Origin of the sequence: Ectothiorhodospira lacustris, from assembly GCF_022227845.1 — a bacterium.
Classification (GTDB): Bacteria; Pseudomonadota; Gammaproteobacteria; order Ectothiorhodospirales; family Ectothiorhodospiraceae; genus Ectothiorhodospira; species Ectothiorhodospira lacustris.
In genome coordinates, this window is the sequence record NZ_JAJNQN010000008.1 from 76,635 (window position 1) to 102,846 (window position 26,212).

The following is a 26,212-nucleotide window of genomic DNA, read 5'->3' on the forward strand; positions in this document are numbered from 1 at the left end:
CCGGCCGGGCGTTGCCCGGCCACTTCAAAAAACATTCGCGCACTTGGGCATGAGCCTCTCGCGGGAGGAATCCTGAGGGCTTTGACTTTTATGCATGGGCGAGGATGTCAAACGTTGAGATAACGCTGAATCAGCTCATCACCCAAGTCTTTCATGAGACCCTGTGCCTGCACACACCCCTTTTCCATCAGAAAGAACTCATCGGCGAAACGTCGGGCGAAGGGCAGTTTTTGCTCCACCAACAGCACGGAAATACCCATCTCGGTCTGCAGCTTGCGGATCACCTCGCCGATCTGGCGCACGATATTGGGCTGGATACCTTCACCCGGCTCGTCCAGGATCAGCAACCTGGGGTCCAGCACCAGGGCACGACCAATGGCCAGCTGCTGCTGCTGCCCACCGGACAGATCCCCGCCTCGGCGATGGCGCATTTCCTTGAGCACCGGAAACAGTTCATAGATGTAAGCCGGTACCTGCCGCCGCCGATCCCGGCGGGAGGTCAGCGGCAGACGCAGGTTTTCTTCCACCGTGAGCAGGGAAAAGATCTCTCGGCCCTGGGGAACATAACCGATGCCGGAACGGGCGCGGGCCTCAACGCTAAGGCGATCGATGCGCTGGTCCCCCAGATGGATCTCCCCCTCGCGCATCGGCAGCAACCCCATGATGCATTTGAGCAGGGTGGTCTTACCCGCACCATTGCGCCCCATGATGCAAGCCACCCGGCCCGGGGTGGTGGACAGGGATAAATCCCACAGGATGTGACTTTGCCCGTAATACTGATTCAGACCATGGATACGAATCATGCCTCTTCTCCCAGATAGACCTCAATGACCCTGGGATCACCGGACACCCGGTCCATGCTGCCTTCTGCCAGTACGGACCCCTGATGCAGCACGGTCACCCGTCGGGCGATGGAACGGACGAAGGCCATGTCATGTTCCACCACGATCACGGTATGACGTCCCGACAGGGAGGTCAGGAGTTCGGCCGTGCGCTCTGTTTCCTCGGCGGTCATACCGGCCACCGGTTCATCCACTAGTAGCACCATGGGGTTCTGCATCAGCAGCATGCCGATCTCCAGCCACTGCTTCTGACCGTGAGAAAGGGCCCCGGCAAGTCGTGTCGGCAGAGCACCCAGACCGATGAGTCCAAGCACATAGTCCAGGCGTTCCTTTTGTTGCGCACTCAGCTGGAAACCCAGACTGACCCAGGTGGACTTGTCCGAGGCCAGAGACAGTTCCAGGTTTTCGAACACGGTGAGAGCTTCAAAAACCGTGGGTTTCTGAAACTTGCGCCCGATGCCGCCCCGGGCAATCTGGTACTCCGAAAGTTTTTGCAGATCGATGCGCTGACCGAAATAGATCTGTCCTTCGTCGGCCCGGGTCTTGCCGGTGATCACATCCATCATGGTGGTCTTGCCGGCCCCGTTGGGCCCGATGATGCAGCGCAGTTCACCGGCATCCACCGCCAGGTTCAGGCGATTGAGGGCACGAAAACCGTCAAAACTGACCGAAACATCTTCCAGATAGAGAATGGGGCCGTGGGACAGATCCACCGGCTGCTCAAAATCCGGCGGAGGTAGCATGAAATCAAAAACCTGATCCCGGCGCATCAGCGCCCGCGTATCCTTGAGCAGGCTCATTGTTCATCTCCCTTGGGTTTGCGTGATGTCCATTGCCCCAGGGTGCGGAAAACACCGGCAATCCCCCGGGGCAGGAACAGGGTGACCAGGACGAACAGGATACCCAGCGCGAACAACCAGACCTCCGGATACACCGTGGTGAACCAGGTCTTGGCGCCGTTGACCGAAAAGGCACCGATGATGGCCCCGAACAGGGAGCCTCGCCCCCCGACGGCCACCCACAGCACCGCCTCAATGGAAGCGATGGGGGAGAACTCGCCGGGATTGATGATGCCCACCTGGGGGACATATAGGGCGCCGGCGATGCCCGCCAGCATGGCGGAAAAGACGAACAACCAAAGCTTGTAGGATTCCACCTGATAGCCGGCAAACCGGGTGCGACTCTCTGCGTCCCGGATCGCCATCAGCACGCGGCCGAAACGGGACGTGATGATGTATCGGCATATCAGGTAGGCCCCGATCAGGCAAAGTCCGCTGATGACGAACAGGGTGACCCGGGTCTGACGGGCGGTGATGTCAAAGCCGAGGATGTCCTTGAAATCCGTCAGTCCGTTATTGCCGCCAAAGCCCAGTTCGTTGCGGAAGAAAGCCAGCATCAAGGCAAAGACCAGGGCTTGGGTAATGATGGCAAAGTACACCCCGGAGACCCGTGAACGAAACGCCATCCATCCGAACACCAGCGCCAGCAGGCCGGGCACCAGCATCACCATCAACAGGGCAAACCAGAACTGGTCAAAACCCTGCCAGTACCAGGGCAGGCTGTCGTAGTTCATGAAGACCATGAAGTCCGGCAGTTCCGGATTTCCGTAGACACCTCGGTCACCGATCTGGCGGGTGAGGTACATACCCATGACGTAGCCCCCCAGCCCGAAGAAGGCCCCATGCCCCAGGGACAGAATGCCCGCATACCCCCAGATCAGATCGATGGCCAGGGCCAGCAGGGCAAAGCACAGGAATTTGCCCAGCAGGGTTACGGTGAAGGTGGACACGTGCAAGGGCGAGTCCGCGGGTAACAGTAGGTTGCCGATGGGCACATAGATGATCAGGGCCGTCAGTAAGGCCAGGACGATGAGGCCGCCACGGTCACTCAATAGTAGTCGGGTGAGCATGGATCAGACCTCCGCGCTGCGACCCTTCTGGGGGAACAGACCCCGGGGCCGATACTGGATGAACAAAATGATGAAGATGAGCAAGAAGATCTTGGCCAGCACCGCACCGGCAAAGGGCTCCATGAACTTGGTCATGACCCCGAGCCCCAGCGCGCCCACGAAGGTGCCCCAGATGTTGCCCACGCCACCGAAGACCACCACCATGAAGGAATCCACGATGTAGGACTGCCCCATGTTGGGACCCACATTGGTGAGTTGAGCCAGGGCCACGCCGGCCACGCCGGCGATACCGGCGCCCAGGCCGAAGGTCATGGCGTCCACCCAACTGGCGCGGACACCGAGAGCACGGGCCATGGTCCGATTCTGGGACACCGCCCGCACCTTCAGCCCCAGGGTGGTGCGCTTGAGAATGAGCAGCAAGGCCAGGAACACCAGCAGAGCAAAGATGAGTATGTAGATGCGATTCCAGGTGAGCGACAGCACCGGATTCACCGCCAGGGAACCGCTGATCCACTCCGGCGAGGCCACGGCCTGGTTCAACGGGGAAAACAGGCTTCTGACCGCCTGTTGCAGGATCAGGCTCAGGCCGAAGGTGGCCAGCAGGGTCTCCAGGGGGCGACCGTAGAGGAACTGGATGATGCCCCGCTCCATGGCCACGCCCACCAGGCCGGATACAAGAAAGGCGGCGGGGATGGCCAGCAGCAGGGCGGCGGTCAGGTTGCCCGGCATCAGGGTCTGCAGGAACCAGGTGGTATAGGCGCCGATCATGATCAACTCCCCATGGGCCATGTTGATCACCCCCATGACGCCGAAGGTGATGGCCAATCCCAGGGCAGCCAGCAGCAGCACCGAGCCCAGGCTCAGGCCGAAGAACAGGTTTTCCGTAAAACGGTAAAAGGCGATCCGGGTTTGAATGGCTTCCAGGGTTTCCACCGCGCGCTGACGCACGATGGGATCCGGGTCCTGCTCGGCCACGGTGCCGACCGTGGATCGGACCACCGCCAGCAGGGAACCCCGCAGACGTTCCAGGGCCTCCAGGCGTACCTGCGCGTCCTCGTGGCGCAGCAATCCCACTGCCCGGGTGATCTCCAGGGCATCGATGACCCGGGGATGTTCTTCCACCAGCAGGCGGGATTCGATCAGCGCCATCTGCTCCGGTCCCAGCGATCCGCGCATCAGGCGCTCACTGGCCAATATCCGTCGCTGGGGCAGGGTATGGTTCATGTCCGCCATGGCGGCGAGATCCCGCAACAGATTGCGCATGGGATTGTTGATGGGCACCGCTCGGGCGCCCGCCGGGACCCCGTCGGCGAGGACTTCAGACGTGCACTGAATTCGTGCTGTGCCGACAGTCATCAATAACCTGGGGGCCGCAATCTGATACCCTTTGCAAGCTCAGGTTTTTAACCTCATTTCAACAACGTGGAGGCGCAGGGCGTGCAGCAGAATGAACGCAGTGACATCATCGTCCGAGCAGGAGGCGGGGCTGCCATGGTGGTGGCGGCATTGCTGATGGCCGGCTGTAGCCAGAAGGTTTCGGATGAAGGTTTTTTCGGGGTCTGGACAGTGGAGGGCTTTACCACCACGGAAGATGCCGCACTGACCGAAGAAGAGACGCAGGCCCTGGTGGGTCGCAACGGTGTGTATTCGAAACATATCGCTCATTTCGAGGATATTCAGTGCCTCAAGCCCGGGTATGTGGTCCACGCCCTTGAGCCGGAGGCCTTTGTCGAGCACTACGGCATCACGCCGCAGGCATTGGGCTTTCCAGAGGGGGAGGTGACCACGGTGGAGATCACCTGTTTCGACACGCCGCTGGAGGAACCCATGAGCCTCCTGCTCAAGGGTGAGGAGACACTGATCACCGCCTGGAATGGCGTATTTTTCGAAGCTCGGCGCAAGACAGGCGCTCCCCTGTCGGCACGCTGAAAGTCCCTGACAAAAAAACGCCCACCAGACACATTGGTGGGCGCAGGGGATAGTGCGGATAGGATAGGAGAAAACAACCTACGGGCGTCCCTGCCCATGACACAATCCTGGTCTGAAGAAAAAATCAGGCGCTTTTACGAGCCTTGGCAGGGTCGATACTGGTGACGGTGGCCAAGCCTTCTTCGCTCAGTTTCTGTACTTCTTCGGCATAACCGCGCTGCAGCTCCACCAGTTCGTTGGCGTCCTTGGCGACCTTTTCGCCCAGGGACTTGGTGGCCTCGGCCTGGGCACCCACATAGGCCTGCAGGCTCTTGGGATCGGTCACGGTCTGCAGCGCACGCATCTGCTCGATGGAAATCTCGGAGTAGCTGCGGAACATGCTGATCTGGTATTCCACCAGCTTGGACACATAGTCAAGGGTGGCATTATTGAATTTGCGCACCGGAGCAGCCATCTTGTCGAACTGTTCCTGGGAGGTGTTGAAGAATTCGTTGTACATGGCAAATCTCCTGTTGGGTTTGCCAAGGCGGGCGGATTCCCAACCTTGTTGCGTTGCAGCATATCGCATCCTTTTGTGCGGTGCAACATTTTCATGGGGGCATGCCCCCACGCGAAAACATTAAAACCGCATAAACTGGATGCATAATTGGGAAAGCCGAAGTATTTTTGTGATCAGTCAATGTCGACAGGTCGGCCCGTGGCAACGGAAAGGCCGACCGGGTCATTCAGGAAGCCGATGATGAACAACAACATCACAGTCCGACGCACCCTGACGGGGATCCTGGTCTTTGACCAGGTAGAGGCCCTTGATTTTGCCGGGCCGTTTGAAGTCTTTGCCACCACCCGGCTGGATGAATCCAGGCGCGCCGAAACGGAGTCGCCTTTCGACATCCGCCTGATTGCCGAGCACAAGCGCCCCATCACCACCACCGGCGGCATGATGGTCCTGCCCCATCATGATTTCACCGATTGCCCGGAACTGGACATCCTGGTGGTACCGGGAGGGAAGGGAGCCCGCAGGGAGATCAACAATCCCGTGCTGATGAACTGGATCCGGGAACGCTCCGATGGCCTGTCCCTGCTGGCCGGTGTCTGCACAGGGGCCATGCTCCTGGGCAAGGCGGGCCTGTTGGACGGCCTGCGGGCCACCACCCACTGGCGATCCCTTGAGTGGATGCGGGATTCATTTCCGGAGGTGATGGTGGTGGAAGATGAGTTCGTCGTGGATGCCGGTTCCGTCATCACCTCGGCGGGCATTTCCGCCGGCATCGACATGGCCTTGCAACTGGTACTGCGCTACCACGGCCAGGAGGTGGCACGGGCGGCGGCCCGCAATATGGAATATCCCTTCCCGGAAAACAGCCGCCGCCGCGTACTCGAAGGCCTGAAGCCACCGACCCTGCAGGTGCCACAGGCAGAACAACAGCCTATCAGCTAGATTCACGGCTTGCCCCTCCCTCGACGTCCCAAGAAACTGCCGCCTCCCTTCTCCCCCTGGGGGGAGAAGGGCAGGGGACGAGGGGCCTTTAGCGCTGCATCGGATCCCGAAGCTGCGCCTGACGGCTTTCCGCCTGCTGGGCATCCACCACCGCCAGCGCCGTCATGTTGACCAGGCGGCGTACGGACGCGGTTTCATTGAGGATATGCGCAGGTCTGGCGGAGCCCAGCAGGATCGGCCCCACACTGACCCCTTCGCCGCTGGCCGCCTTGAGCAGATTGAAAGAGATGTTCGCGGCATCGATGTTGGGCATCACCAACAGATTGGCCTCGCCCTTGAGACGGCACCCCTGAATGAGCTGATCGCGGATCTCTTCCTTGAGCGCGGCATCTGCGTGCATTTCCCCATCCACTTCCAGGTTCGGATCCATCTGCTCCAAGAGGGCACGGGCGCGACTCATCTTGCGCGCCCCTTCGGACGGGACGCTACCGAAATTGGAGTGGGAAACCAGTGCCACCTTGGGCGTCAGACCGAAATTGCGTACTTCCTCCGCCGCCATCAGGGTGATTTCCGCAATGGTTTCCGCATTCGGATTCTCATTGACGTAGGTGTCACACAGGAACAGGGTGCGATGGGGCAGCATGAGCAGGTTCATGGTGGCAAAGGTCCGCACCCCGGGCGCCAGACCGATCACGTCTTCGATGAATTTCAGATGGTAGGCGTGCTGGCCCACCATGCCGCAGACCATGGCATCGGCATCTCCCGTGCGCAGCAACATGGCACTGATTAGGGTGTTGTTGCTGCGTACGCGGTATTTGGCGATGTCCGGCGTGATGCCCTTGCGCCCCATGATCTGGTGATACTCGCTCCAGAGGGTGCGAAAACGGGCGTCGGAAGCGGGGTTCACCAGCTCAAAATCCTCGCCGGGGCGCAGATTCAGGCCGATGCGTTCGATGCGGGACTCGATCACTTCAGGCCGGCCCACCACGATGGGCTGGGCCAGGCCTTCTTCCAGTACCGTCTGTACCGCACGCAGCACCCGCTCATCTTCACCTTCGGCATAGATGACACGCCGGGGGGCCGCCTTGGCGGCGGCAAATACCGGTTTCATGACAAAACCGGATTGATAGACGAAGTCGTTCAGGTGGTCCCGATAGGTCCACAGTTCCTCGATGGGAGCGGTGGCCACCCCGGAATCCATGGCGGCCTTGGCCACCATGGGGGCAATCTTGACGATCAGGCGCGGATCGAAAGGCTTGGGAATCAGGTAGGAAGGGCCAAAGCGCAGACCTTCATCACCATAGGCCTTGGCCACCACATCGGAAGGTTCGGCCCGGGCCAGTTCAGCCAGCGCCTTCACCGCGGCAATCTGCATCTCCGTGGTGATGGTGGTCGCTCCCACGTCCAGGGCACCGCGGAAGATGAAGGGGAAGCACAAGACATTATTCACCTGGTTCGGGTAATCGGAGCGGCCGGTGGCCATCATGGCATCATCCCGCACCGCCATGACTTCTTCGGGTAGGATCTCCGGGTCCGGGTTGGCCAGCGCCATGATGAGCGGATTGGGGGCCATGCGGGCCACCATGTCCTGCTTAAGGACACCACCGGCGGACAGACCCAGGAAGACGTCGGCACCGCCGATGATGTCGCCCAAGGTCCTGCCTTCGGTGTCCTGGGCGTAGCGTTCCTTGAAACTATCCATTTCTTCGGGGCGACCTTTGTAGACCACGCCGTGGATATCCGTCACCCAGATGTTGTCCAGCGGCAGTCCCATGGTCACCAGCAGATCCAAGCAGGCGAGGGCGGCGGCACCAGCACCGGAGGTCACCAGCTTGATACTGCTCAGTTCCTTGCGGGTGAGCTGCATGGCGTTGAGCACGGTGGCGGCCACCACGATGGCAGTCCCATGCTGATCGTCGTGGAAGACGGGGATCTTCATCCGCTCCCGCAGTTTGCGCTCGATATAGAAGCATTCCGGGGCCTTGATGTCCTCCAGGTTGATACCGCCGAAGGTGGGCTCCATGGCGGCGATGATGTCCACCAGCTTGTCCGGATCAAGCTCATCCAGTTCGATATCGAACACGTCGATATTGGCAAACTTCTTGAAAAGTACGCCTTTGCCTTCCATCACCGGCTTCGCCGCCAGGGGACCGACAGCACCCAGGCCAAGCACGGCCGTGCCGTTGGTGACCACGCCCACCAAATTGGCCCGTGCCGTCAGACGTCCCACCTGTGCCGGATCTTTGGCAATCAGCCGCGAGGCGGCGGCGACACCGGGAGAGTACGCCAGGGCGAGATCGCGCTGATTGGTCAACCCCTTGGTGGGCACGACCGAGATCTTTCCGGGGGTGGGGAAATAGTGATAGTCCAGTGCGGCCTGGTCCAGCGAGCTTTTATCCATGGGTGCGATGGATCTCCGGGTACGGGTCTTGGAATCGGAAAGCGGACCATTATCCGACTTTATTGCTGTGGTCGCACCCGATATGACCGTTTTCCAAGCTGTCTGGTGTCGGAATCGAAAATTGTTTGTGACATCGGCAACAGGCTGCAACCGGAGGGGAATCGGTACTGAGTCCCGTTATTTAACATAATATACATTATGCGAACCTCCGGGTGCCATGGTATTGGTACCGTCATTCCCGCGTTCGCGGGAATCCAGTCACGGAAAGCCCCTATGAACTCCTGAACTCCCGCTTTCACGGGAGTGACGAACAAAGTTCGCGTCGGAGCCATCACCGCGAGTCAATCCCTGCACGCCAGGTCGATGCCTTCCATCATCACCTGCGCCAGGAACCGGATCTGCTCCTCGGTGATTACGTACGGCGGCATCAGGTAACTCACGTTGCCCAGCGGTCTGAGCAGTGCGCCTCGTTTGAGGCCGTGCCGGTAGATCGCCAGACCACGACGCTCCTGCCAGGGGTACGGTTCGCGGGTGGTCTTGTTTCTCACCATCTCCACCGCCGCGATCATCCCGTGCTGACGCACATCCGCCACGTGGGGATGATCCTTCAACGGCGCCAGGGATTCGGCCATCACCGCTGCCAGCCGTCGATTTCGCCCGATGACGTCATCCCGTTCGAACAGGTCCAGGGTGGCCAAAGCCGCCGTGCAGGCCAGCGGATTGGCGGTATAGGAATGGGAATGCAGAAATGCGGTCAGGCGCGTGTACTCATCATAAAAGGCGTCATAGACCTGATCATGGGTCAGCACCACGGACAGCGGCAGATAGCCCCCGGTCAGTCCCTTGGACAGACACATGAAATCCGGCGAGATACCCGCCTGTTCACAGGCAAACAGGGTCCCGGTCCGGCCGAACCCCACCGCGATCTCGTCGGCGATCAGATGCACCCCGTGGCGGTCACAGGCCTCGCGCAACAATTGCAGATACCGGGGGTGATACATGCGCATGCCGCCGGCGCATTGCACCAGGGGCTCGACGATCACCGCGCAGGTTTCGTGGGCGTGCCTTGCCAACGTCGCCTCCATTGCCTCGAACATTCGCTCGGCCACTTGTTCACAATCCTCGCCCGGTTCACGCTCGAAACAGTCCGGACCCGGCACGGTCATGACCTCCATCAGTAGCGGCCCATAGGTGGACTTGTACAGAGGCACGTCACCCACCGCCAGCGCCCCCAGGGTTTCCCCGTGATAGCTGTTGGAGAGACAGATGAACCGGGTCTTGTCCTTGCGGCCTTGATTGAGCCAGTAATGGAAGCTCATCTTCAGCGCGACTTCGACGGCGGCGGACCCGTTGTCGGCGTAGAAGCATCGGCTCAGGCCCGGCGGCGTGATCGCCACCAGACGCTCGGACAACCGGACCACCGGTTCATGGGTGAAACCGGCCAGGATCACATGTTCCAGATCATCCAGCTGCCGGCGGATGGCGGCATTGATGTAGGGATTGGCATGGCCGAACAGGTTCACCCACCAAGAGCTGACAGCATCCAGATAGCGGTTGCCGTCGAAATCCTCCAGCCACACCCCCTCCCCTCGCCGAATCGGCGTCATGGGTAGGTGTTCGTGATCCTTCATCTGGGTACAGGGATGCCAGACAACGGCCAGGTCCCTGCGGGTCAGGTCGTGATTGTTCATTGGCTGAAGCCCTCTTCAAGGATGCTATGAATCAGTCTTTTCCGTGGTTGGAGGTTCTGCACATGTGGCACCACTCCCGCTCTTGAACCCGGCATTGATTCCCGTGTTAAAAGGGTATCCTGCGGGAGCCCATGAGGTTCTGCACATACTGGATTCCCGCTTGCGCGGGAATGACGGAGCCGAAGCAAAAGTAACAGCAACGTATTCCCGGGATTGATGGCAAGGCGCCCTGTAACAAAAAGGCTGACCCGGGAGATACCCGAACCAGCCTGAAAGACATGGGAACCGGCCTGCCGGTTCTCACAAGTCGAGTTGTTTTTTCTTCACATCGCTGCCGTAACCAAGGGCATCATTCCCGCTTCTTGATAACGTCACTCCCGGGGTTGAAACCCATAACATCACTCCCGGAGTTGAACCCGTCATTCCCGCGAAAGCGGGAATCCAGTCATCATGAAACCCCGGTTTAGCGGGTCACCGCCCTCGCCTTCATGGCATTGTACTCATCTTCGAAGAAGAACTTCTCCTCCCCGAAAGCCGGCTTGAGATGATTCAGCCAAGTGGCCTTTTCATCATATCGGGCGAAGAACGGACGCTGCACCCAGTCGGGATTGCGGCCTTGAATGAAGCGCAGCACGAACACCTTCTCTCCCTGAATCCGGGCCACGCCTTGGATCTCCACCTTGCCGGGACCGGCACTCATGGATGGCCCCCGGGCGGTACGGGCCAGACCGGATACTCGAGACATGGCATCACGGTAAATCTCCCAGGCCCGGGCCAGTGGGACCTCGAAGTAGCATCGAGCACCGGTATCCCGTTCGCCGAACATGTAATAGGGCACGATCCCCATGCGCACCTGGTTCTGCCACATGCGGGCCCAGACCTTGGCGTCGTCATTGATATGGGCCAGCAACGGACCTTGACTGCGGATCTCGGCGCCAGTGGCGCGCAGCCGGCGGATGGCCTCCCGGGCCACCGGGGTTTCCATCTCCCGCCAGTGGTTGTAATGCGCCATCAGGGCCACGTGCTTGCCCGCCTTCACCAGACGTTCCAGCAGCATCAGCAATTCATCGGAATCCCCATCGCTCACGAAGCGATGGGGCCAGAAGGTCAGTGCCTTGGTGCCGATGCGGATGCTCTGGATATGGTCAAACTCCGGTGCCGTCAGGGGTTCCAGATACTGGGCCAGATACTTGGTCTTCATGACCATGGGATCACCACCGGTGACCAGTAGATCCGTCACTTCCGGATGGGCGCGCAGGTAGCCCAACAGGTCATCACTCTGACTGGAAGCGATGCGCAGTTCCTTGTCACCCACGAACTGGGCCCAGCGGAAACAGAAGGTGCAGTAGGCATGGCAAGTCTGGCCCTGGGTGGGGAAGAACAGCACCGTTTCCTTGTACTTGTGCTGCAACCCTTCCAGGGGACGGCCGTCCAGCATGGGGCGGTTCATCTCCATCTGCCCTGCCGGGTGGGGATTGAGGTCCTGACGCAGCGTCTGCGCCAAGGCAGCAATCTCCGCCCGCTCGGCGCCGCGACGGTGCAACGCGGCCATGCGCTCATAGGCGTCCGGCTGCAGCATCTCGCGCTGAGGGAAGGTCAGCTGATAGATCGGGTCATCGGGGACCTGATCCCAGTCGATCAATTCATCTATGATGTATTCATTGACTCGGAACGGTAGCACACTGGCCACCACCTTCATCTCGAAGCGCCGGGCCTCGGATAGCCGGGCTACGGCGGGGATCTGCTCCAGGGTCCGTTCGGTGTACACCTTGAACGGGCGGGACTTGATCTCCTGCCGTGCATCGTGCCGGTAAAAATTAAGGACAGAATTCATGACGCCTCCGATACTCTGTGATCAGATCAGACGGAAAATAAATCTGGATCCAGTGGGAAGAACGGGCGCCGCAGGCGTGCCAGCCCTGATCTCCGGAAAAGACCGCGCATCATTCGGCGGTCACAAGACGGTCGTGGCCAACATGGCCAGGGGACAAAGAGGATCAACCCTAACAAATCAGGCACGTTCATTGCAAATCCATCACTGACCTGATCAAGGAGCATCATGCATCCGGAATTCCCCCTCACTCCAGACCTGATACACCTCAATCACGCCGCCGTCGGGCCCTGGCCGGTCCGTACGGCACAGGCGGTGGCCGCCTTTGCCCAGGAAAATACCCTCTATGGATCGCTGCATTATCCGCAGTGGATGGCGGTGGAAAAAAGGCTCCGCGGACGGCTGCAGCGACTGATCAATGCCCCAGCCACAGAGGACATCGCCCTGCTCAAGAACACCTCGGAAGGCCTGTCCGTGGTGGCCTTCGGACTGGCGTGGCGGCATGGGGACAACGTGGTCTGTCCGGTGCAGGAGTTTCCGTCCAACCGGATCGTCTGGCAGGCCCTGGAGTCCCGCTTCGGCGTGGAGGTCCGCCTGGTGGATCTCTCGGTGGCGGACCCGGAGGCCGCGTTACTGGCGGCCACGAACCGGCGCACCCGCCTGCTGAGCGTGAGCGCCGTACAATATGCCCGGGGCCTGCGACTGGATCTGGAGCGTCTGGGCGCTGCCTGCAGGCATCGGGGGATCTGGTTCTGTGTGGACGCCATCCAGCAACTGGGCGCCCTGCCCCTGGATGTGCAGTCGGCCCAAGTGGACTTTCTCGCCGCCGATGCCCACAAGTGGCTACTCGGACCCGAGGGCATCGCGGTGTTCTATGCCGGCCCGGAGGCCCGCGAGGCACTGAGCCTGAACCAGTACGGCTGGCACATGGTGGAACAGTGCGGAGATTATGACCGGATGGACTGGCAACCTGCCGATTCGGCACGCCGATTCGAATGCGGCAGCCCCAACATGGTGGGGATTCACGCCCTGGACGCCAGCCTGTCCCTGTTCGAGGAGCTGGGCATGGCTTTCGTCGCCGATGCCCTGTCCAGAAACGTGGAATATCTGGTGGATCTGCTCAGGTCCGCCAAGTTCGAGGTCTATTCTCCCCAGGCGCCGGAACGGCGCTCGGGCATCGTCACCTTCGGGCGTCGGGAGATGGACGTGGAGGCATGCCACCGCCAACTGATGGACGCCGGAGTGCTATGCGCCCCACGGGGCGGCGGCATCCGGTTCTCCCCCCATTTCCATACCCGGACCGGTGACCTGGAACGGGCCGTGGAGATGGCGGCAGCTTTCCTCGACGGTTGATGGGTGACCGCCGCGCCTACGGCTGGGGATGAAACAGGCGCCGATAGTTCTGCGTGGTCCGGGCGGCCAAGGTCTCCAGGCTCTCACCCCTGACGGTGGCCACGCACTCGGCCACATGACGGACCAGGGCCGGGTGATTCATCTTGCCCCTGAACGGCGCCGGAGCCAGATAGGGGGCATCCGTCTCTATCAGTAGCCGGTCCGCCGGCACACGTCGCGCCACCTCCCTCAGGGGTTCAGCGTTACGAAAGGTGACGATCCCGGAAAAGGAAACGTGAAACCCCAGGTCCAGCCCTGCCCTGGCCGTGTCCCAGTCTTCGGTGAAGCAATGCAGGACCCCGCCCACGTCCCGGGCACCCTCCTCTGACAAGATCGCCAGGGTATCCGCGCGGGCATCCCGGGTATGAATGATCAACGGCTTGCCCGCCGCCCGGGCGGCCCGCACATGCACCCGGAACCGCTCCCGCTGCCAGGCCAGGTCGCCCTCGTTGTAGTGGTAATCCAGCCCGGTTTCGCCGATGGCCACCACCTCCGGATCGGCAGCCATGGCCGCCAATGCTTCCGCGTCGGGTTCATGGCCTTCTCGCGCACTGGGATGCACTCCCACGGAACAGGAGACCTGGGCATAGCGCCCGGCCAGATCCTTGACGGCCTGAAAGTTGTTCATGTCGATGCACACGCACAGCATGTGCTCGACACCGGCCACGGTGGCCGCGGCCATGAGTTGGTCCATGTCGTCGTCGAACCCGCTCAGGTCGATCCGATCCAGGTGGCAGTGAGAATCAATCAGCATGAATTTCGATCTGTCATCGCTTGGGTGAGAGATGATGCAAACTACATGGTATTGGTCAGCCGGTCCGACTGCAGCGCCCCGCCCAGCAGGCCTTCGATCTTGTTGCGGGTGGCACCCTTGTCCTGGGCGTTGAACTGCACACCGATGCCGGGCGTGCGGTTACCTTGGGCCCTGGGGGGCGTGACCCAGATGACGCGCCCGGCTACCGGAATACGCTCGCGCTCCTCCATCAAGGTCAGGAGCATGAAGACCTCGTCGCCCAGCTTGTAGGGCTTCTGCGTGGGAATGAACAGACCGCCATTCTTCACATAAGACATGTAGGCGGCATAAAGGGAATGCTTGTCCTTGATCGCCAGCGAAAGTATGCCTTGTCCCGGTGCCATGTCTCCTCCTTCAGGTCTGTGCCAGATCAAGCAGGGTTACCAGTATATCTTCCAGCAGCACCTGCGGGTTGATCGGGGTGTCCGAAAGACGGCGCCACTCGAGCAATCGTTCCTGAAAACGGAAACAGGCCGCCAGGTCCAGCTGTCCCGTCAGGACCTGCAAATCCTTCGAGGTGGCCATGCCGGATAACAGAGATCCATCTCCTCCCGTCATGTGCCGACGAATCCCGTCCGCCATGAGGATCTGCAACCGGTCCACCAGCACGTCCACAGGCAACTTGTGCCATTGCTCGGACAGTTCCACCACCCCCTTGCGCCCCTGCAACAGGGTCAGCAGGGCATCCAGTTGGGTACGCCACTGACTCAATGTCTCCTGCTCCGCCAACATCCGGGCACGCAGCGGCGATCCATGCCCCAGGGCCAGCAGGGCATCCAGATCCCCGGCGGGCACCGTCGGCATGGCTTCCGTCAGCCAGCGCCGGGCCTCGGGGCGTGAGGGCAACGCCAGCTTGACCTGCTGGCAGCGGCTGCGAACGGTGGCCGGCAAGCGGGAGGCATGGGCGCTGACCAGGATCAATATTGCATCTCCCGGCGGCTCTTCCAAGGTCTTGAGCAGGCTGTTGGCGGCATTCTCGGTCATGGTATCGGCGGGCCACAGAATGGCCATCCGGCAGGGACCATGGCTGCGGCTCAGGGACATGAAATCCCTCAGTTCCCGGATCTGGTCCACCAGGATACGGGTCTTGCCCTCCGGGATGGTGAGTTCCATCAGATCGGGGTGGGCACCGGCCAGCCACATGCGACAACCATGACACTGACCACAGGCAACCCCTTGGGCCTGGGGTGATTCGCACTGAATCGCCTGGCAGAAGGCCCTCGCAAAATCCAGCTTGCCGGTTCCGGTCGGCCCCGTGAATAGCCAGCCGTGAGGCAGACGACCTGAACGCCGCCGCTCCAGTATTGCCCGCCAGGCCTCATCCAGCCAGGGAAAGGAGGCGCCGTTCATGACGCCCCGGGTACTGAGCGGGCCAGCAGATCATCGATCCGACTCAGCAGGGCCGCCCGCACCTGGACCAGATCTCTTCGCGCATCCACCACCGCATAACGATCCGGGGCCAAACGGGCGCGCTCACGATAGACCGCCCTCACCCGCTCGAAAAAATCAACGGTTTCCTGCTCGAAACGATCCGCCTCGCCCCGCTTGCCGGCCCGGGCCAGTCCGGTGGCAACATCGGCATCCAGCAGAATGGTCAGATCCGGTCTGACACGGCCTTGCACCCAGTCTTCCAGGGCGGCGATGCGCTCCACCGCAATCCCGCGTCCGCCGCCCTGATAGGCGTAAGTGGCATCGGTGAAGCGGTCACTGACCACCCAGGTTCCCGCATCCAGCGCCGGCAGGATAAAGTGACGCAGATGCTCCGCCCGGGCGGCGAACATGAGCAACAGTTCCGTATCCGCATGCATGGGGGGATAGTCCCGGGAGAGCAACAGGCCGCGAACCGCCTCTCCCAGCGGGGTACCACCGGGTTCGCGGGTACTCACGGTGGTAATCCCCCGCGCCTGCAGGTGGGCCACCACGGCACCCAGGTGGGTGGACTTTCCCACCCCCTCGATTCCTTCAAGACAGATGAAGCGCCCTCGCCTTTCGGCAGTGGCAGATGGACTGGTCAAAACGCGGGATTCCTGTTCGTCAGCGCCCGTAACGGCTGGCATCGCCGCCGAGCTGGTACTGGATCACGGCCCGACGGTGCTCCTGATAGGTTTTGGAGAAATGGTGGCTACCATCGCCCCGGGACACAAAGAACAAGGCCCGGGAATCGCCGGGATTCACCGCCGCCTGCAAGGCCGCTGCGCCCGGCAGGGCAATGGGCGTGGGCGGCAGGCCGTCGCGGGTATAGGTGTTGTAGGGATTGTCGGCACGCAGATCCCGGCGGCGAATACGGCCGTCGAAGTGCTCGATACCGTAGATCACGGTAGGGTCAGTCTGCAGGCGCATGCCCCGACGCAGACGTTCATTGAACACGGCAGAGACCTGAGTGCGTTCATCAGCCCGTCCGGTCTCCTTCTCCACAATGGAGGCCATGATCAAAGCTTCATAGGCATTGTTCAGCGGCAGATCTTCATGGCGGTTCTCCCAGGCCAGGTCCAACTCCTTCTGCATGCGCTGATGGGCGATGCGCAGGATATCCATGTCCGTGGTCTGGCGGGGAAACAGATAGGTATCCGGGAAGAACCAGCCCTCGGGATGCTCCCCGGGGCGACCCAGATACGCCATCACGTTCATGTAGTCATCCGGTTCCAGGGTATCCCGGATCTTCTCGTGGGCAGCGATGGCCCGCATCATCTGCAGGAAGGTCCAGCCTTCCGGGATGGTGAGGCTGTACTGGATGGTGCGACCACGGATGAACAGGGCCAGTAGGTCTTCGGGGGTATGCCTGGGCTGAATCAGGTACTCCCCGGCCCGGATGCCCTGATCCTGTTCGGACAACCTGCCCTGGATCTCCCAGTAATGGGGCTTGCTGATGATCCCGGCCGCGGCCAGTTCCTGGCCCACCCGGCGCAGGGATGCCCCGGCAGGGACCTGAAATTCCGTGGCTGCGGCAAGATTGACCGGCGTCTGCAAAAACCGGTGATAATCCCACACCAACCAGCCGGCCATGATCACAGGCAGCAGAAGGATAAGCAGCAAAAGACGGCGCATCACGGGAATCGGTATTTGACCTTGTTCGGCATGAACTCAGGAGGGATTGTCGTCCGCCGGCCCCTCATGAGCAAGCCCTGATTGTCTCCCGGCATCATTGATCCGGGTTTTCCAGTCGGCGCTGGAGTTCTCTCACCAGGTCCGGTACGGGCAAGGGCCGCCCCTCCAGACACCGCACCGGCCAGATCCCGATCAGGGTATTGCAGAGCAACAGCCCATCGGCCCGGAAAAGATCTTGCGGGCCGATCCTGGTCTGCGTGCAGGCAACCCCCATCGCTGCGGCAATGTCCATGATCCGCCCCCGGGTAATGCCGGCCACGCCGCAGCGATCCAGCCAGGGTGTCAGCAACGCCCCGTCCCGAATCAGGAACAGATTGCTCATGGTCCCCTCGACCACCCGGTGCTCCCCATCCAGCATCAGTCCTTCCTGGTGCTCATCGTCCCATTCCGACCGGGCCAGCACCTGCTCCAGGCGGTTCAGGTGCTTGATCCCTGCCAATGCCGGATTGGAGGACAGGCGCATCCGGCAGATGCGCACCTGTACCCCATCCCGCCTCCAGCCGGGAGGTGTGTCCGGGACCGGACTCCCCGTCAGGATACGGGTCGGAGACGGCGCGACGGGAGGGCGATATCCCCGGGGACCGGACCCGCGGGTGACCATCAATTTGAGAATGCCCTCGGGATACTCGGCCGCAATGAGCCGCGCCTCCGTCTCCAGCACGACGGCATCCGGCATCTCGAATCCCAGTCGCCGACAGCCTTCCCGTAGTCGTTCAAGATGGCGCTGCCAATGAGCTGGGCGGCCCTGCCGAATACGCAGGGTCTCGAACAGACCATCGCCGTACTGCAGGCCCCGGTCATTCACCGGCAGCAACAAGGCCGGTCGGCCATTGACAAGCATCACCGCGGACCCCCGATACCGATCAGCATCACTTAAGTCCAAAAACACGGAAGGCCGCCAGGCGACAACGCACCCGGCGGCCTTCCGGCAGTCATGGGACTGAACGGCTCAGATCTTGCTGAACACCAGGGTCCCGTTGGTCCCGCCAAAACCGAAGGAATTGGACATCGCGACGCTGCCCTTGAACTCCCGTGCCGTGTTGGGCACATAGTCCAGGTCACACTCCGGTTCCGGGTTCTCCAGGTTGATGGTGGGTGGCAGTACCCCTTCCGACAGGGCCAAGGCGGAAAACACCGCTTCGATGCCGCCGGCAGCGCCCAGCAGGTGTCCGGTCATGGACTTGGTGGAACTCACCGCTACCTTGTAGGCATGGTCCCCCAGGGCGCGCTTCACGGCCATGGTCTCGGCCTTGTCGCCGGCCGGGGTGGAGGTGCCGTGGGCATTGATATAGTCCACCTGATCCGGATTGAGTCCCGCATCCTTCAGCGCCTGCAGCATGCAGGCGGCGGCCCCTTCGCCACCGGTGGAAGGCTGGGTCATATGGAAGGCATCGGAGTTCCAACCGAAGCCGGACAGTTCGCAGTAAATGCGGGCTCCGCGAGCCTTGGCATGTTCATACTCTTCCAGCACCAGGACGCCGGCACCGTCGCCCAGCACGAAACCGTCGCGATCCTTGTCCCAGGGGCGGCTGGCCCGTTCCGGGTCATCATTGCGGGTGGACAGGGCGCGGGCCGCCGCAAAGCCGCCGATACCCAGAGGGGTGGTGGCCATTTCCGCACCGCCGGCGACCATGACGTCCACTTCGCCGTACTTGATCATGCGTGCCGCGTCACCGATGTTGTGGGTGCCGGTGGCACAGGCGGACACGATGGAGATGTTCGGGCCCTTGAGGCCAAACATGATGGAGAGATTGCCCGCCACCATGTTGATGATCGCACTGGGCACGAAAAAGGGAGAGATCTTGCGGGCGCCACCCTTGAGAAAGGCCTCGTAGCTTTTCTCGATATAGGGCAGACCGCCGATGCCGGAGCCGATGGCCACACCGATACGTTCGGCATTGTCCTCGGTGACTTCCAGTCCCGCGTCCCGGATGGCCTGAATGCCGGCGGCCATGCCGTAGTGGACGAAGGTGTCCATCTTGCGCTGTTCCTTGGGCGAGATGTAATCGTCCGCATTGAAGTCCCGAACGGCACCGGAGATGCGCACGGGCATCTGGGAAGCGTCAAAGACATCAATGGGAGTGATGCCGCTACGACCCGCAGTGACATTGTCCCATGCGGTTTGGATGGTGGACCCGACCGGCGAGACGATGCCAAGACCGGTGATGACTACGCGCCGTTTAGACAATGCTACTGCCCCTTTTCCACGCTCGGGCGTGAAACCTTGAGTTCGACTCTAAACCTGTTTGAGGCACCCACGACCGCGATCAGGGGACTGGTCGCGGCGCGGGTGTTGAGCATGATCCTCCGAATCGGGGGATCAGGCGCTCGGCAGGTGCTCGTTGATGTAGTCGATGGCCTGCTGAACGGTGGTGATCTTCTCGGCTTCCTCGTCAGGAATTTCGGTTTCGAATTCCTCTTCGAGGGCCATCACCAGCTCGACGGTATCCAGAGAATCCGCGCCGAGGTCGTCGACGAAGGAAGCGGCGTTGGTCACCTCGTCTTCCTTCACTCCGAGTTGTTCGACGACGATTTTCTTGACGCGTTCTTCAATGTTGCTCATGGTTAGCCTATCCCCTTGATTTGAAAAGCAGCCGAAGCTGGGCCGCTATTGTAGTGAAATCCCTGCGGTCGATCCACTGTACTGACGTCGTTTTTTAACCCATGAACATCCCGCCGTTCACGTGCAGGGTCTCTCCGGTGACGTAGGCTGCACCAGGAGAGGCCAGGAAGGCAACCGCCTGAGCGATCTCTTCCGGCGCCCCCAGACGCCCCAACGGGATCTGGGTCAGCAAGGCCTCGCGCTGAGCCTCGGGCAGATCCTTGGTCATGTCGGTATCGATAAAGCCCGGCGCCACGGTGTTGACCGTGATCCCGCGGGAACCGACCTCACGGGCCAGGGACCGGGTGAATCCCAGCAGACCGGCCTTGGCCGCCGCGTAGTTGGTCTGGCCCGCGTTGCCGGAAGAGCCCACTACTGAGCCTACGTTGATGATACGTCCCTTACGGGCCTTCATCATGCCGCGCAGCACGGCCTTGCTCATCCGGTATACGGCCGTGAGATTGGTCTGGATGATGGCATCCCACTCCTCGTCCTTCATGCGCATGAGGAGATTATCGCGGGTAATGCCGGCATTGTTCACCAGGATGGTCACACCGCCGAACTCTTCGCCGACGGCTTTGATCACGGCATCCACGGCCTCGGGCCGGGTCACATCCAGCGCCATGCCGCGCCCCCGAGTACCGGCTTCGCTCAGGTATGCGGAAATGGCTTGAGCACCGCCTTCGCTGGTGGCGGTACCCACCACGACGGCACCCTGGCGAGCCAGGGTCAGGGCAATGGCCTTGCCGATGCCACGGCTGGCGCCGGTGACGAGTGCGATTTCACCTTCAAGATTCATGCGGGGTCCTCGTTATGATGGGGGATGCCGGCGAAGCGGATCAGGACGCACCCAGGGCCAATGCCTGAGTCAGGCTGTCCGGATCCTGCACGCAGGCCACGGTCAGTGCCTTGTCGATACGCTTGTTCAGGCCGGTGAGCACCTTGCCGGGACCCAGTTCCAACACGGTGGTGACGCCGTCCGCGGCCATGGCCTGCACGGTCTCCACCCAGCGCACCGGCCGATGGATCTGCGCCGCCAGAGCGGCCCGGATCACATCCGGCTCGGCGTGGGAGGCCACGTCCACGTTGTGGATCACGCGAATCGCTGGGGTTCCCACGCGCACGGATTCCAGGCGTACGTGCATGTTGCTGGCCGCCGCCTTAAGCAGGGAGCAATGGGAGGGCACGCTCACCGGCAGTTTCACGCTGCGCTTGGCGCCGGCTTCACTTGCCAGGATGATGGCCCGGTCCACGGCCGCCGTCTGACCGGCAATGACCACCTGTCCCGGGGCGTTGTAGTTGACAGCCTCCACCACTCCGGCGTCCGCGGCTTCGCGACAGACGGTCCTGATCTGTTCGTCATCCAGCCCGAGAATGGCCGCCATGGCGCCCTCGCCTGCCGGTACCGCGCTCTGCATCAGGCGGCCACGTTCGGCCACCAGGCGCACGGCGGCATCAAAGTCCAGGGCGTCGGCGCAAACCAGCGCCGTGTACTCACCCAGGCTATGACCTGCCATGACCTCGGGCTCGATGCCCCCCTGGGCGGTCCATACCCGCCAGACGGCCACGCCGGCCGCCAGCATGGCCGGCTGGGTATTTTCGGTCCGGTTCAGATCATCCGCAGGGCCTGTCTGGGTCAGCGCCCACAGGTCAAGGCCCAGGACGTCCGAAGCCTCCTGAAAGGTCTCACGGACCAGGGGAAAGGCCTCCGCCAGAGCGCCGAGCATGCCCAGCGACTGGGAGCCTTGGCCTGGAAACACACATGCGAGTTTCATGGCGCAAATTCCTTGAAAGCGTCAGGGTTAGGGCGGCTAGTTTAGGCAAAGCCGACACCTTGGGGCAATCATCTGCAAATTTCGGCAAAGAATACCCCTTCCGGTGCTTGTTTTATGCGTCCGGTTGTTGATAATTACGCCTTCGCTGCTCAAACCCTGAAACAGGCGTATGCCGAAAGAAGATCACATCGAGATGGAAGGCACGGTGCTGGACAACCTGCCCAATACCATGTTTCGCGTTGAACTGGATAATGGTCACGTGGTCACCGCCCACATTTCCGGGCGGATGCGCAAGCACTACATTCGCATCCTGCGTGGTGACCGTGTCACGGTGCAAATGACACCGTACGACCTGACCAAGGGCCGGATCGTCTACCGCAATAAGTAAAGGCCGGGGCTTCGCCGCACCCTTGCATCCCTAAAGCAGGAAAGGCCGCAGCCCCTCGGGACTGCGGCCTTTTAGCCGTTGCTTCGCAACCGAAACAGGCAGAACACACCCGGGTCAGTGCACCGCTTCCTCCGCGTAGTCCAGACTCAGTTCCCCGTCCCTGACGCACACATGGACCTCGCCACCACCGGCCAGACGGCCGAACAGGATCTCCTCCGCCAAGGGTTTCTTGATCCGATCCTGAATCACCCGCCCCATGGGACGCGCGCCCATCTTCGGATCGTAGCCGTGCTCGGCCAGCCAGGCGCGGGCATCATCATCCACCACCAGGGTCACCTTCTTCTCATCCAGCTGGGCCTGAAGCTGAGTCAGGAACTTGTCCACCACACTGGCGATGGTCACCGGATCCAGCGGCTTGAACTGGATGATGGCATCCAGGCGGTTGCGGAACTCCGGCGTGAACGTGCGCTTGAGCACCTCCATGGCATCGCTGGAATGATCCTGCTGGGTGAAGCCCATGGATGGTCGACTGGAGACCTCGGCGCCCACGTTGCTGGTCATCACCAGGATCACGTTGCGAAAATCCACCTTGCGGCCGTTGGTATCCGTCAGGGTGCCGTGGTCCATCACCTGCAGCAGCAGGTTGAAGACGTCCGGATGAGCCTTTTCCACCTCGTCCAGCAGCAGCACTGCATGGGGCTGCTTGAGGATGGCCCCTGTGAGCAAACCGCCTTCGTCATACCCCACATAGCCCGGAGGGGCGCCGATCAACCGGGACACGGTATGCCGCTCCATGTACTCGGACATGTCGAAGCGAACCAACTCGATCCCCAGGATCTGGGCCAGCTGGCGGGTAACCTCCGTCTTGCCCACACCGGTGGGGCCGGCGAACAGGAATGAGCCGATGGGCTTGTCCCGGTCCCCCAGACCGGAACGGGCCATCTTGATGGCGGCCGCCAGGGTCTCGATGGGGGCATCCTGACCGAACACCACCATCTTGAGATTACGCTCCAGGTTCTTGAGGGTATCCATGTCCGAGGCGGACACACTCTTGGGTGGGATGCGGGCAATCTTGGCAACGATGTTTTCCACATCCTGCACCGAGATGGTCTTCTTGCGCTGACTGGACGGCAGCAGGCGCCGGTTGGCCCCTGCCTCATCGATGACGTCGATGGCCTTGTCCGGCAGGTGACGATCGGTAATATAGCGGCTGGACAGCTCCGCCGCCGCCCGCAGGGCCTTGCTGGTATAGCGCACGTCGTGATGAGACTCGAAACGGGACTTGAGTCCCTTGAGGATCTCGTAGGTCTCATCCACCGTGGGCTCGTTGACGTCGATCTTCTGGAACCGCCGGGCCAGCGCCCGGTCCTTCTCGAAGATGCCGCGATACTCCTGGTAGGTGGTGGAGCCGATGCACTTGAGCTCCCCGGAGGCCAGCATGGGCTTGATCAGGTTGGAGGCATCCATGACCCCGCCGGAGGCCGCACCGGCCCCGATGATGGTATGGATCTCGTCGATGAAGAGCACCGCCCCCTGCTGCCGCCGCAACTGGGACAGCACCCCCTTGAGGCGCTTTTCGAAATCCCCCCGGTACTTGGTGCCGGCCACAAGGGCCCCCAGGTCCAGGGAATAGATCACCGCATCCTGCAGCACCTCCGGCACTTCGCAGTCCACGATCTTCTTGGCCAGGCCTTCGGCGATGGCGGTCTTGCCCACCCCCGCCTCCCCCACGTACAGGGGGTTGTTCTTACGGCGACGGCACAGGATCTGCACCGTGCGCTCCAGCTCATGGGCACGCCCGATCAGGGGATCAATCTTCCCCCTGCGCGCCTGTTCGTTGAGGTTGGTGGCAAAACTCTCCAGGGGATTCTTGCGGGCGGCCTCGTCCGCATCCTGAGCCTCGCCGACGGCACCGGCGCCACCATCGTCCTCCTGCTGCTCGTCGGAGACCTTGGAAATCCCGTGGGAGATGTAGTTCACCACGTCCAGCCGGGCCAGATCATGCCGGCCGAGCAGGTAGACCGCATGGGACTCCTGCTCGCCGAAGATGGCCACCAGCACATTGGCGCCGGTGACCTCCTTGCGGCCGGAAGATTGGACATGGAACACCGCCCGTTGCAGCACCCGCTGAAAGCCCAGCGTGGGCTGGGTATCCCGCGGGTCCTTCATGGGTAGCCTGGGGGTGTTGGCGTCCACGAATTCCTCGAGCTCCTTGCGCAGGGCATCGATGTTGGCCCCGCAGGCCCGCAGCACCGTGGCGGCCGTCGGGTTGTCCGTGAGGGCGAGCAGCAGGTGCTCCACCGTCATGAACTCGTGACGTTTCTCGCGCGCGGCCTTGAAAGCCATGTTCAGTGAAAACTCGAGTTCTTTATTCAGCATGGTCGCGTACCCGCTAGGCCTCTTCCATCGCGCAGTGCAATGGATGCTGGTGTTCCCGTGAATAGTCGTTGACCTGAGCCACCTTGGTTTCGGCGATATCCCGAGTATAGATGCCACACACGCCTTTGCCGCGGGTGTGCACGTGGAGCATGACCCGGGTAGCCTTCTCGCGATCCATCGCGAAGAAGACCTCCAGGACCTGAACCACGAACTCCATTGGAGTGTAGTCGTCGTTGAGCAGCACCACCTTGTACTGAGGCGGCTGCTTGAGCCTGGGTTTCGCTGTCTCGACGACCAGCCCATGGTCGGATTGGTGTTTCTGTTCGTCTCCCATCATGTCAGATCAATCAATGGCCGATTCAGTTCCTGGCGGATCACATGTGAGCCACGATGTTCTCGCCGAACTCCGAGCAGGAAAGCTCGGTGGCGCTGTCGATGGCACGGGCGAAGTCATAAGTCACCTGACCGGAGCTGATAGCGCCGGAGAGGCCCTTGACGATGAGATCCGCGGCCTCCACCCAGCCCAGGTGACGGAGCATCATCTCTGCGGACAGGATCAGGGAGCCGGGGTTCACCTTATCCAGACCGGCGTACTTGGGCGCGGTTCCATGAGTGGCCTCGAACATGGCCACGGTATCGGACAGGTTGGCCCCCGGGGCGATGCCGATGCCGCCCACCTGGGCCGCCAAGGCGTCGGAGATGTAGTCGCCGTTGAGGTTCATGGTGGCGATCACGCTGTAATCTTCCGGGCGCAGGAGAATCTGCTGCAGGAAGTTGTCGGCGATGACGTCCTTGATGAGGATTTCCTTGCCGTTCTTGGGGTTGGTCAGACGGCACCAGGGACCGCCGTCGATCTCGGAGGCACCGAATTCCTGCACCGCCAACTCATAACCCCAGTTTTTGAAAGCCCCTTCGGTGAACTTCATGATGTTGCCCTTGTGCACCAGAGTCACGGAGCTGCGATCGTTCTCGATGGCGTACTGGATGGCCTTGCGGACCAGCCGCTTGGTGCCTTCCTCGGACACGGGCTTGACGCCGATACCGCTGGTTTCAGGGAAGCGGATCTTGGTGACGCCCATGGTGTTGACCAGGAAGTCCATCACTTTCTTCGCCTCGGGGCTGCCTGCGGCCCATTCGATACCGGCGTAGATGTCCTCGGAGTTTTCCCTGAATATCACCATGTCGGTCTTTTCCGGCTGTTTCAGAGGGCTGGGAGTGCCGCTGTAATAGCGCACCGGACGCTGGCAGACATACAGGTCCAGTTCCTGGCGCAGGGCCACGTTCAGGGAACGGATACCGCCACCCACGGGGGTGGTGAGAGGCCCCTTGATGGACACCACGAAGTCGCGTACGGCCTCCATGGTTTCCCGGGGCAGCCAGTTGTCCCCGCCATAGACGTGGGTGGCCTTTTCGCCTGCAAAGACTTCCATCCAGGCAATTTTGCGTTCGCCGCCGTAGGTCTTTTCCACGGCCGCGTCCACCACCCGCTGCATGACCGGGGTGATGTCCACACCGATGCCATCACCCTCGATGAAGGGGATGATCGGGTGATTGGGGACATTCAGGGAGAAGTCTTCATTGGCGGTAATCTTGACGCCTTCTGCGGGGACTTTGATATGTTGGTATGCCATGGGCACTCCCTTGTGGTATTGAAGTTGTTGTAAAGGATTTTGGTGGGATTATACACGGCCTCGGGTTGGACCACAGGACGGGCGAAAGCACCCTGCCGCCACTCCC

General features: G+C 61.5%; 25 protein-coding genes. 4 read left to right on the plus strand and 21 right to left on the minus strand.

Annotated features, from left to right (window positions below):
- Positions 1 to 107 precede the first annotated feature (107 nt).
- Genes urtE through urtB form a run of 4 tightly spaced genes read right to left on the minus strand, consistent with a single transcriptional unit; the run spans position 108 to position 4,107 of the window.
- Positions 108 to 803, minus strand: a complete 696-nt coding sequence (gene urtE, locus LQ956_RS07755) for an urea ABC transporter ATP-binding subunit UrtE (RefSeq protein WP_238629774.1) — start codon at positions 801 to 803, stop codon at positions 108 to 110.
- The gene (gene urtD, locus LQ956_RS07760; RefSeq protein ID WP_238629775.1) at positions 800 to 1,642 is read right to left on the minus strand and encodes an urea ABC transporter ATP-binding protein UrtD; all 843 of its coding nucleotides are present in this window, start codon (positions 1,640 to 1,642) and stop codon (positions 800 to 802) included. Before urtD ends, urtE begins: the two co-directional genes overlap by 4 nt.
- Positions 1,639 to 2,751 carry an urea ABC transporter permease subunit UrtC gene (urtC, locus tag LQ956_RS07765; protein ID WP_238622737.1) on the minus strand — a complete coding sequence of 371 codons (1,113 nt, stop codon included), beginning with the start codon at positions 2,749 to 2,751 and terminating at the stop codon, positions 1,639 to 1,641. Before urtC ends, urtD begins: the two co-directional genes overlap by 4 nt.
- Before the next feature lie 3 nt (positions 2,752 to 2,754).
- Entirely contained in the window at positions 2,755 to 4,107 is a 1,353-nt protein-coding gene (urtB, locus tag LQ956_RS07770) for an urea ABC transporter permease subunit UrtB (RefSeq protein ID WP_238629776.1), read from the minus strand.
- A gap of 81 nt (positions 4,108 to 4,188) precedes the next feature.
- Between urtB and LQ956_RS07775 the strand changes: the two genes are divergently transcribed.
- Positions 4,189 to 4,680: a hypothetical protein gene (locus tag LQ956_RS07775; RefSeq protein WP_238622735.1), complete on the plus strand. Its 492-nt coding sequence runs from the start codon at positions 4,189 to 4,191 to the stop codon at positions 4,678 to 4,680.
- 124 nt (positions 4,681 to 4,804) lie between these two features.
- Here the strand turns inward: LQ956_RS07775 and LQ956_RS07780 are convergent, their stop codons facing one another.
- Complete coding sequence (locus LQ956_RS07780) at positions 4,805 to 5,179, minus strand: phasin family protein (RefSeq protein WP_238622734.1); 375 nt, start codon at positions 5,177 to 5,179, stop codon at positions 4,805 to 4,807.
- 240 nt (positions 5,180 to 5,419) lie between these two features.
- On the opposite strand from LQ956_RS07780, the gene LQ956_RS07785 reads away from it, so the two are divergent.
- Positions 5,420 to 6,118, plus strand: coding sequence for a DJ-1/PfpI family protein (locus LQ956_RS07785; RefSeq protein ID WP_238622733.1), 699 nt, complete (start codon positions 5,420 to 5,422; stop codon positions 6,116 to 6,118).
- 88 nt (positions 6,119 to 6,206) lie between these two features.
- Here LQ956_RS07785 and LQ956_RS07790 read toward each other — a convergent pair whose 3' ends face one another.
- The 3 genes from LQ956_RS07790 to LQ956_RS07800 all read right to left on the minus strand — a co-directional run bounded on the left by LQ956_RS07790 (position 6,207) and on the right by LQ956_RS07800 (position 12,044).
- Complete coding sequence (locus tag LQ956_RS07790; protein WP_238622732.1) at positions 6,207 to 8,519, minus strand: NADP-dependent malic enzyme; 2,313 nt, start codon at positions 8,517 to 8,519, stop codon at positions 6,207 to 6,209.
- Between the two features lie 341 nt (positions 8,520 to 8,860).
- Entirely contained in the window at positions 8,861 to 10,210 is a 1,350-nt protein-coding gene (locus LQ956_RS07795; protein WP_238629777.1) for an adenosylmethionine--8-amino-7-oxononanoate transaminase, read from the minus strand.
- Positions 10,211 to 10,673: 463 nt separating this feature from the next.
- Positions 10,674 to 12,044, minus strand: coding sequence for a KamA family radical SAM protein (locus LQ956_RS07800; protein ID WP_238621904.1), 1,371 nt, complete (start codon positions 12,042 to 12,044; stop codon positions 10,674 to 10,676).
- A gap of 225 nt (positions 12,045 to 12,269) precedes the next feature.
- On the opposite strand from LQ956_RS07800, the gene LQ956_RS07805 reads away from it, so the two are divergent.
- Positions 12,270 to 13,394 (plus strand): aminotransferase class V-fold PLP-dependent enzyme, encoded by a 1,125-nt coding sequence (locus LQ956_RS07805; RefSeq protein ID WP_238621903.1) that lies wholly within the window; start codon positions 12,270 to 12,272, stop codon positions 13,392 to 13,394.
- Between the two features lie 16 nt (positions 13,395 to 13,410).
- Here the strand turns inward: LQ956_RS07805 and LQ956_RS07810 are convergent, their stop codons facing one another.
- The 10 genes from LQ956_RS07810 to fabD form a co-directional block, all read right to left on the minus strand.
- Complete coding sequence (locus LQ956_RS07810) at positions 13,411 to 14,187, minus strand: TatD family hydrolase (RefSeq protein ID WP_238621902.1); 777 nt, start codon at positions 14,185 to 14,187, stop codon at positions 13,411 to 13,413.
- A gap of 41 nt (positions 14,188 to 14,228) precedes the next feature.
- Positions 14,229 to 14,570, minus strand: a complete 342-nt coding sequence (locus LQ956_RS07815) for a PilZ domain-containing protein (protein WP_238621901.1) — start codon at positions 14,568 to 14,570, stop codon at positions 14,229 to 14,231.
- 10 nt (positions 14,571 to 14,580) lie between these two features.
- The gene (locus tag LQ956_RS07820) at positions 14,581 to 15,576 is read right to left on the minus strand and encodes a DNA polymerase III subunit delta' (protein WP_238621900.1); all 996 of its coding nucleotides are present in this window, start codon (positions 15,574 to 15,576) and stop codon (positions 14,581 to 14,583) included.
- Positions 15,573 to 16,241 carry a dTMP kinase gene (gene tmk / locus LQ956_RS07825; protein WP_430733407.1) on the minus strand — a complete coding sequence of 223 codons (669 nt, stop codon included), beginning with the start codon at positions 16,239 to 16,241 and terminating at the stop codon, positions 15,573 to 15,575. The genes LQ956_RS07820 and tmk overlap by 4 nt, the downstream gene beginning before the upstream one ends.
- A gap of 19 nt (positions 16,242 to 16,260) precedes the next feature.
- Positions 16,261 to 17,271 carry an endolytic transglycosylase MltG gene (mltG, locus tag LQ956_RS07830; RefSeq protein WP_238621898.1) on the minus strand — a complete coding sequence of 337 codons (1,011 nt, stop codon included), beginning with the start codon at positions 17,269 to 17,271 and terminating at the stop codon, positions 16,261 to 16,263.
- Positions 17,272 to 17,365: 94 nt separating this feature from the next.
- Positions 17,366 to 18,172, minus strand: a complete 807-nt coding sequence (pabC, locus tag LQ956_RS07835; RefSeq protein ID WP_238621907.1) for an aminodeoxychorismate lyase — start codon at positions 18,170 to 18,172, stop codon at positions 17,366 to 17,368.
- Between the two features lie 108 nt (positions 18,173 to 18,280).
- The gene (fabF, locus tag LQ956_RS07840) at positions 18,281 to 19,519 is read right to left on the minus strand and encodes a beta-ketoacyl-ACP synthase II (protein ID WP_238621897.1); all 1,239 of its coding nucleotides are present in this window, start codon (positions 19,517 to 19,519) and stop codon (positions 18,281 to 18,283) included.
- Between the two features lie 132 nt (positions 19,520 to 19,651).
- The gene (gene acpP / locus LQ956_RS07845) at positions 19,652 to 19,894 is read right to left on the minus strand and encodes an acyl carrier protein (protein ID WP_238621896.1); all 243 of its coding nucleotides are present in this window, start codon (positions 19,892 to 19,894) and stop codon (positions 19,652 to 19,654) included.
- A gap of 94 nt (positions 19,895 to 19,988) precedes the next feature.
- Entirely contained in the window at positions 19,989 to 20,732 is a 744-nt protein-coding gene (fabG, locus tag LQ956_RS07850; RefSeq protein ID WP_238621895.1) for a 3-oxoacyl-ACP reductase FabG, read from the minus strand.
- Positions 20,733 to 20,772: 40 nt separating this feature from the next.
- Positions 20,773 to 21,708: an ACP S-malonyltransferase gene (fabD, locus tag LQ956_RS07855; RefSeq protein WP_238621894.1), complete on the minus strand. Its 936-nt coding sequence runs from the start codon at positions 21,706 to 21,708 to the stop codon at positions 20,773 to 20,775.
- Between the two features lie 169 nt (positions 21,709 to 21,877).
- On the opposite strand from fabD, the gene infA reads away from it, so the two are divergent.
- Entirely contained in the window at positions 21,878 to 22,096 is a 219-nt protein-coding gene (gene infA, locus LQ956_RS07860) for a translation initiation factor IF-1 (protein ID WP_008931238.1), read from the plus strand.
- Positions 22,097 to 22,210: 114 nt separating this feature from the next.
- Here infA and clpA read toward each other — a convergent pair whose 3' ends face one another.
- The 3 genes from clpA to icd are packed head-to-tail and all read right to left on the minus strand — an operon-like array spanning position 22,211 to position 26,106.
- Positions 22,211 to 24,475, minus strand: a complete 2,265-nt coding sequence (clpA, locus tag LQ956_RS07865; RefSeq protein ID WP_238621893.1) for an ATP-dependent Clp protease ATP-binding subunit ClpA — start codon at positions 24,473 to 24,475, stop codon at positions 22,211 to 22,213.
- Between the two features lie 13 nt (positions 24,476 to 24,488).
- Positions 24,489 to 24,809 carry an ATP-dependent Clp protease adapter ClpS gene (gene clpS, locus LQ956_RS07870; protein WP_238621906.1) on the minus strand — a complete coding sequence of 107 codons (321 nt, stop codon included), beginning with the start codon at positions 24,807 to 24,809 and terminating at the stop codon, positions 24,489 to 24,491.
- Positions 24,810 to 24,849: 40 nt separating this feature from the next.
- The gene (gene icd, locus LQ956_RS07875; protein WP_238621892.1) at positions 24,850 to 26,106 is read right to left on the minus strand and encodes an NADP-dependent isocitrate dehydrogenase; all 1,257 of its coding nucleotides are present in this window, start codon (positions 26,104 to 26,106) and stop codon (positions 24,850 to 24,852) included.
- Positions 26,107 to 26,212 lie beyond the last annotated feature (106 nt).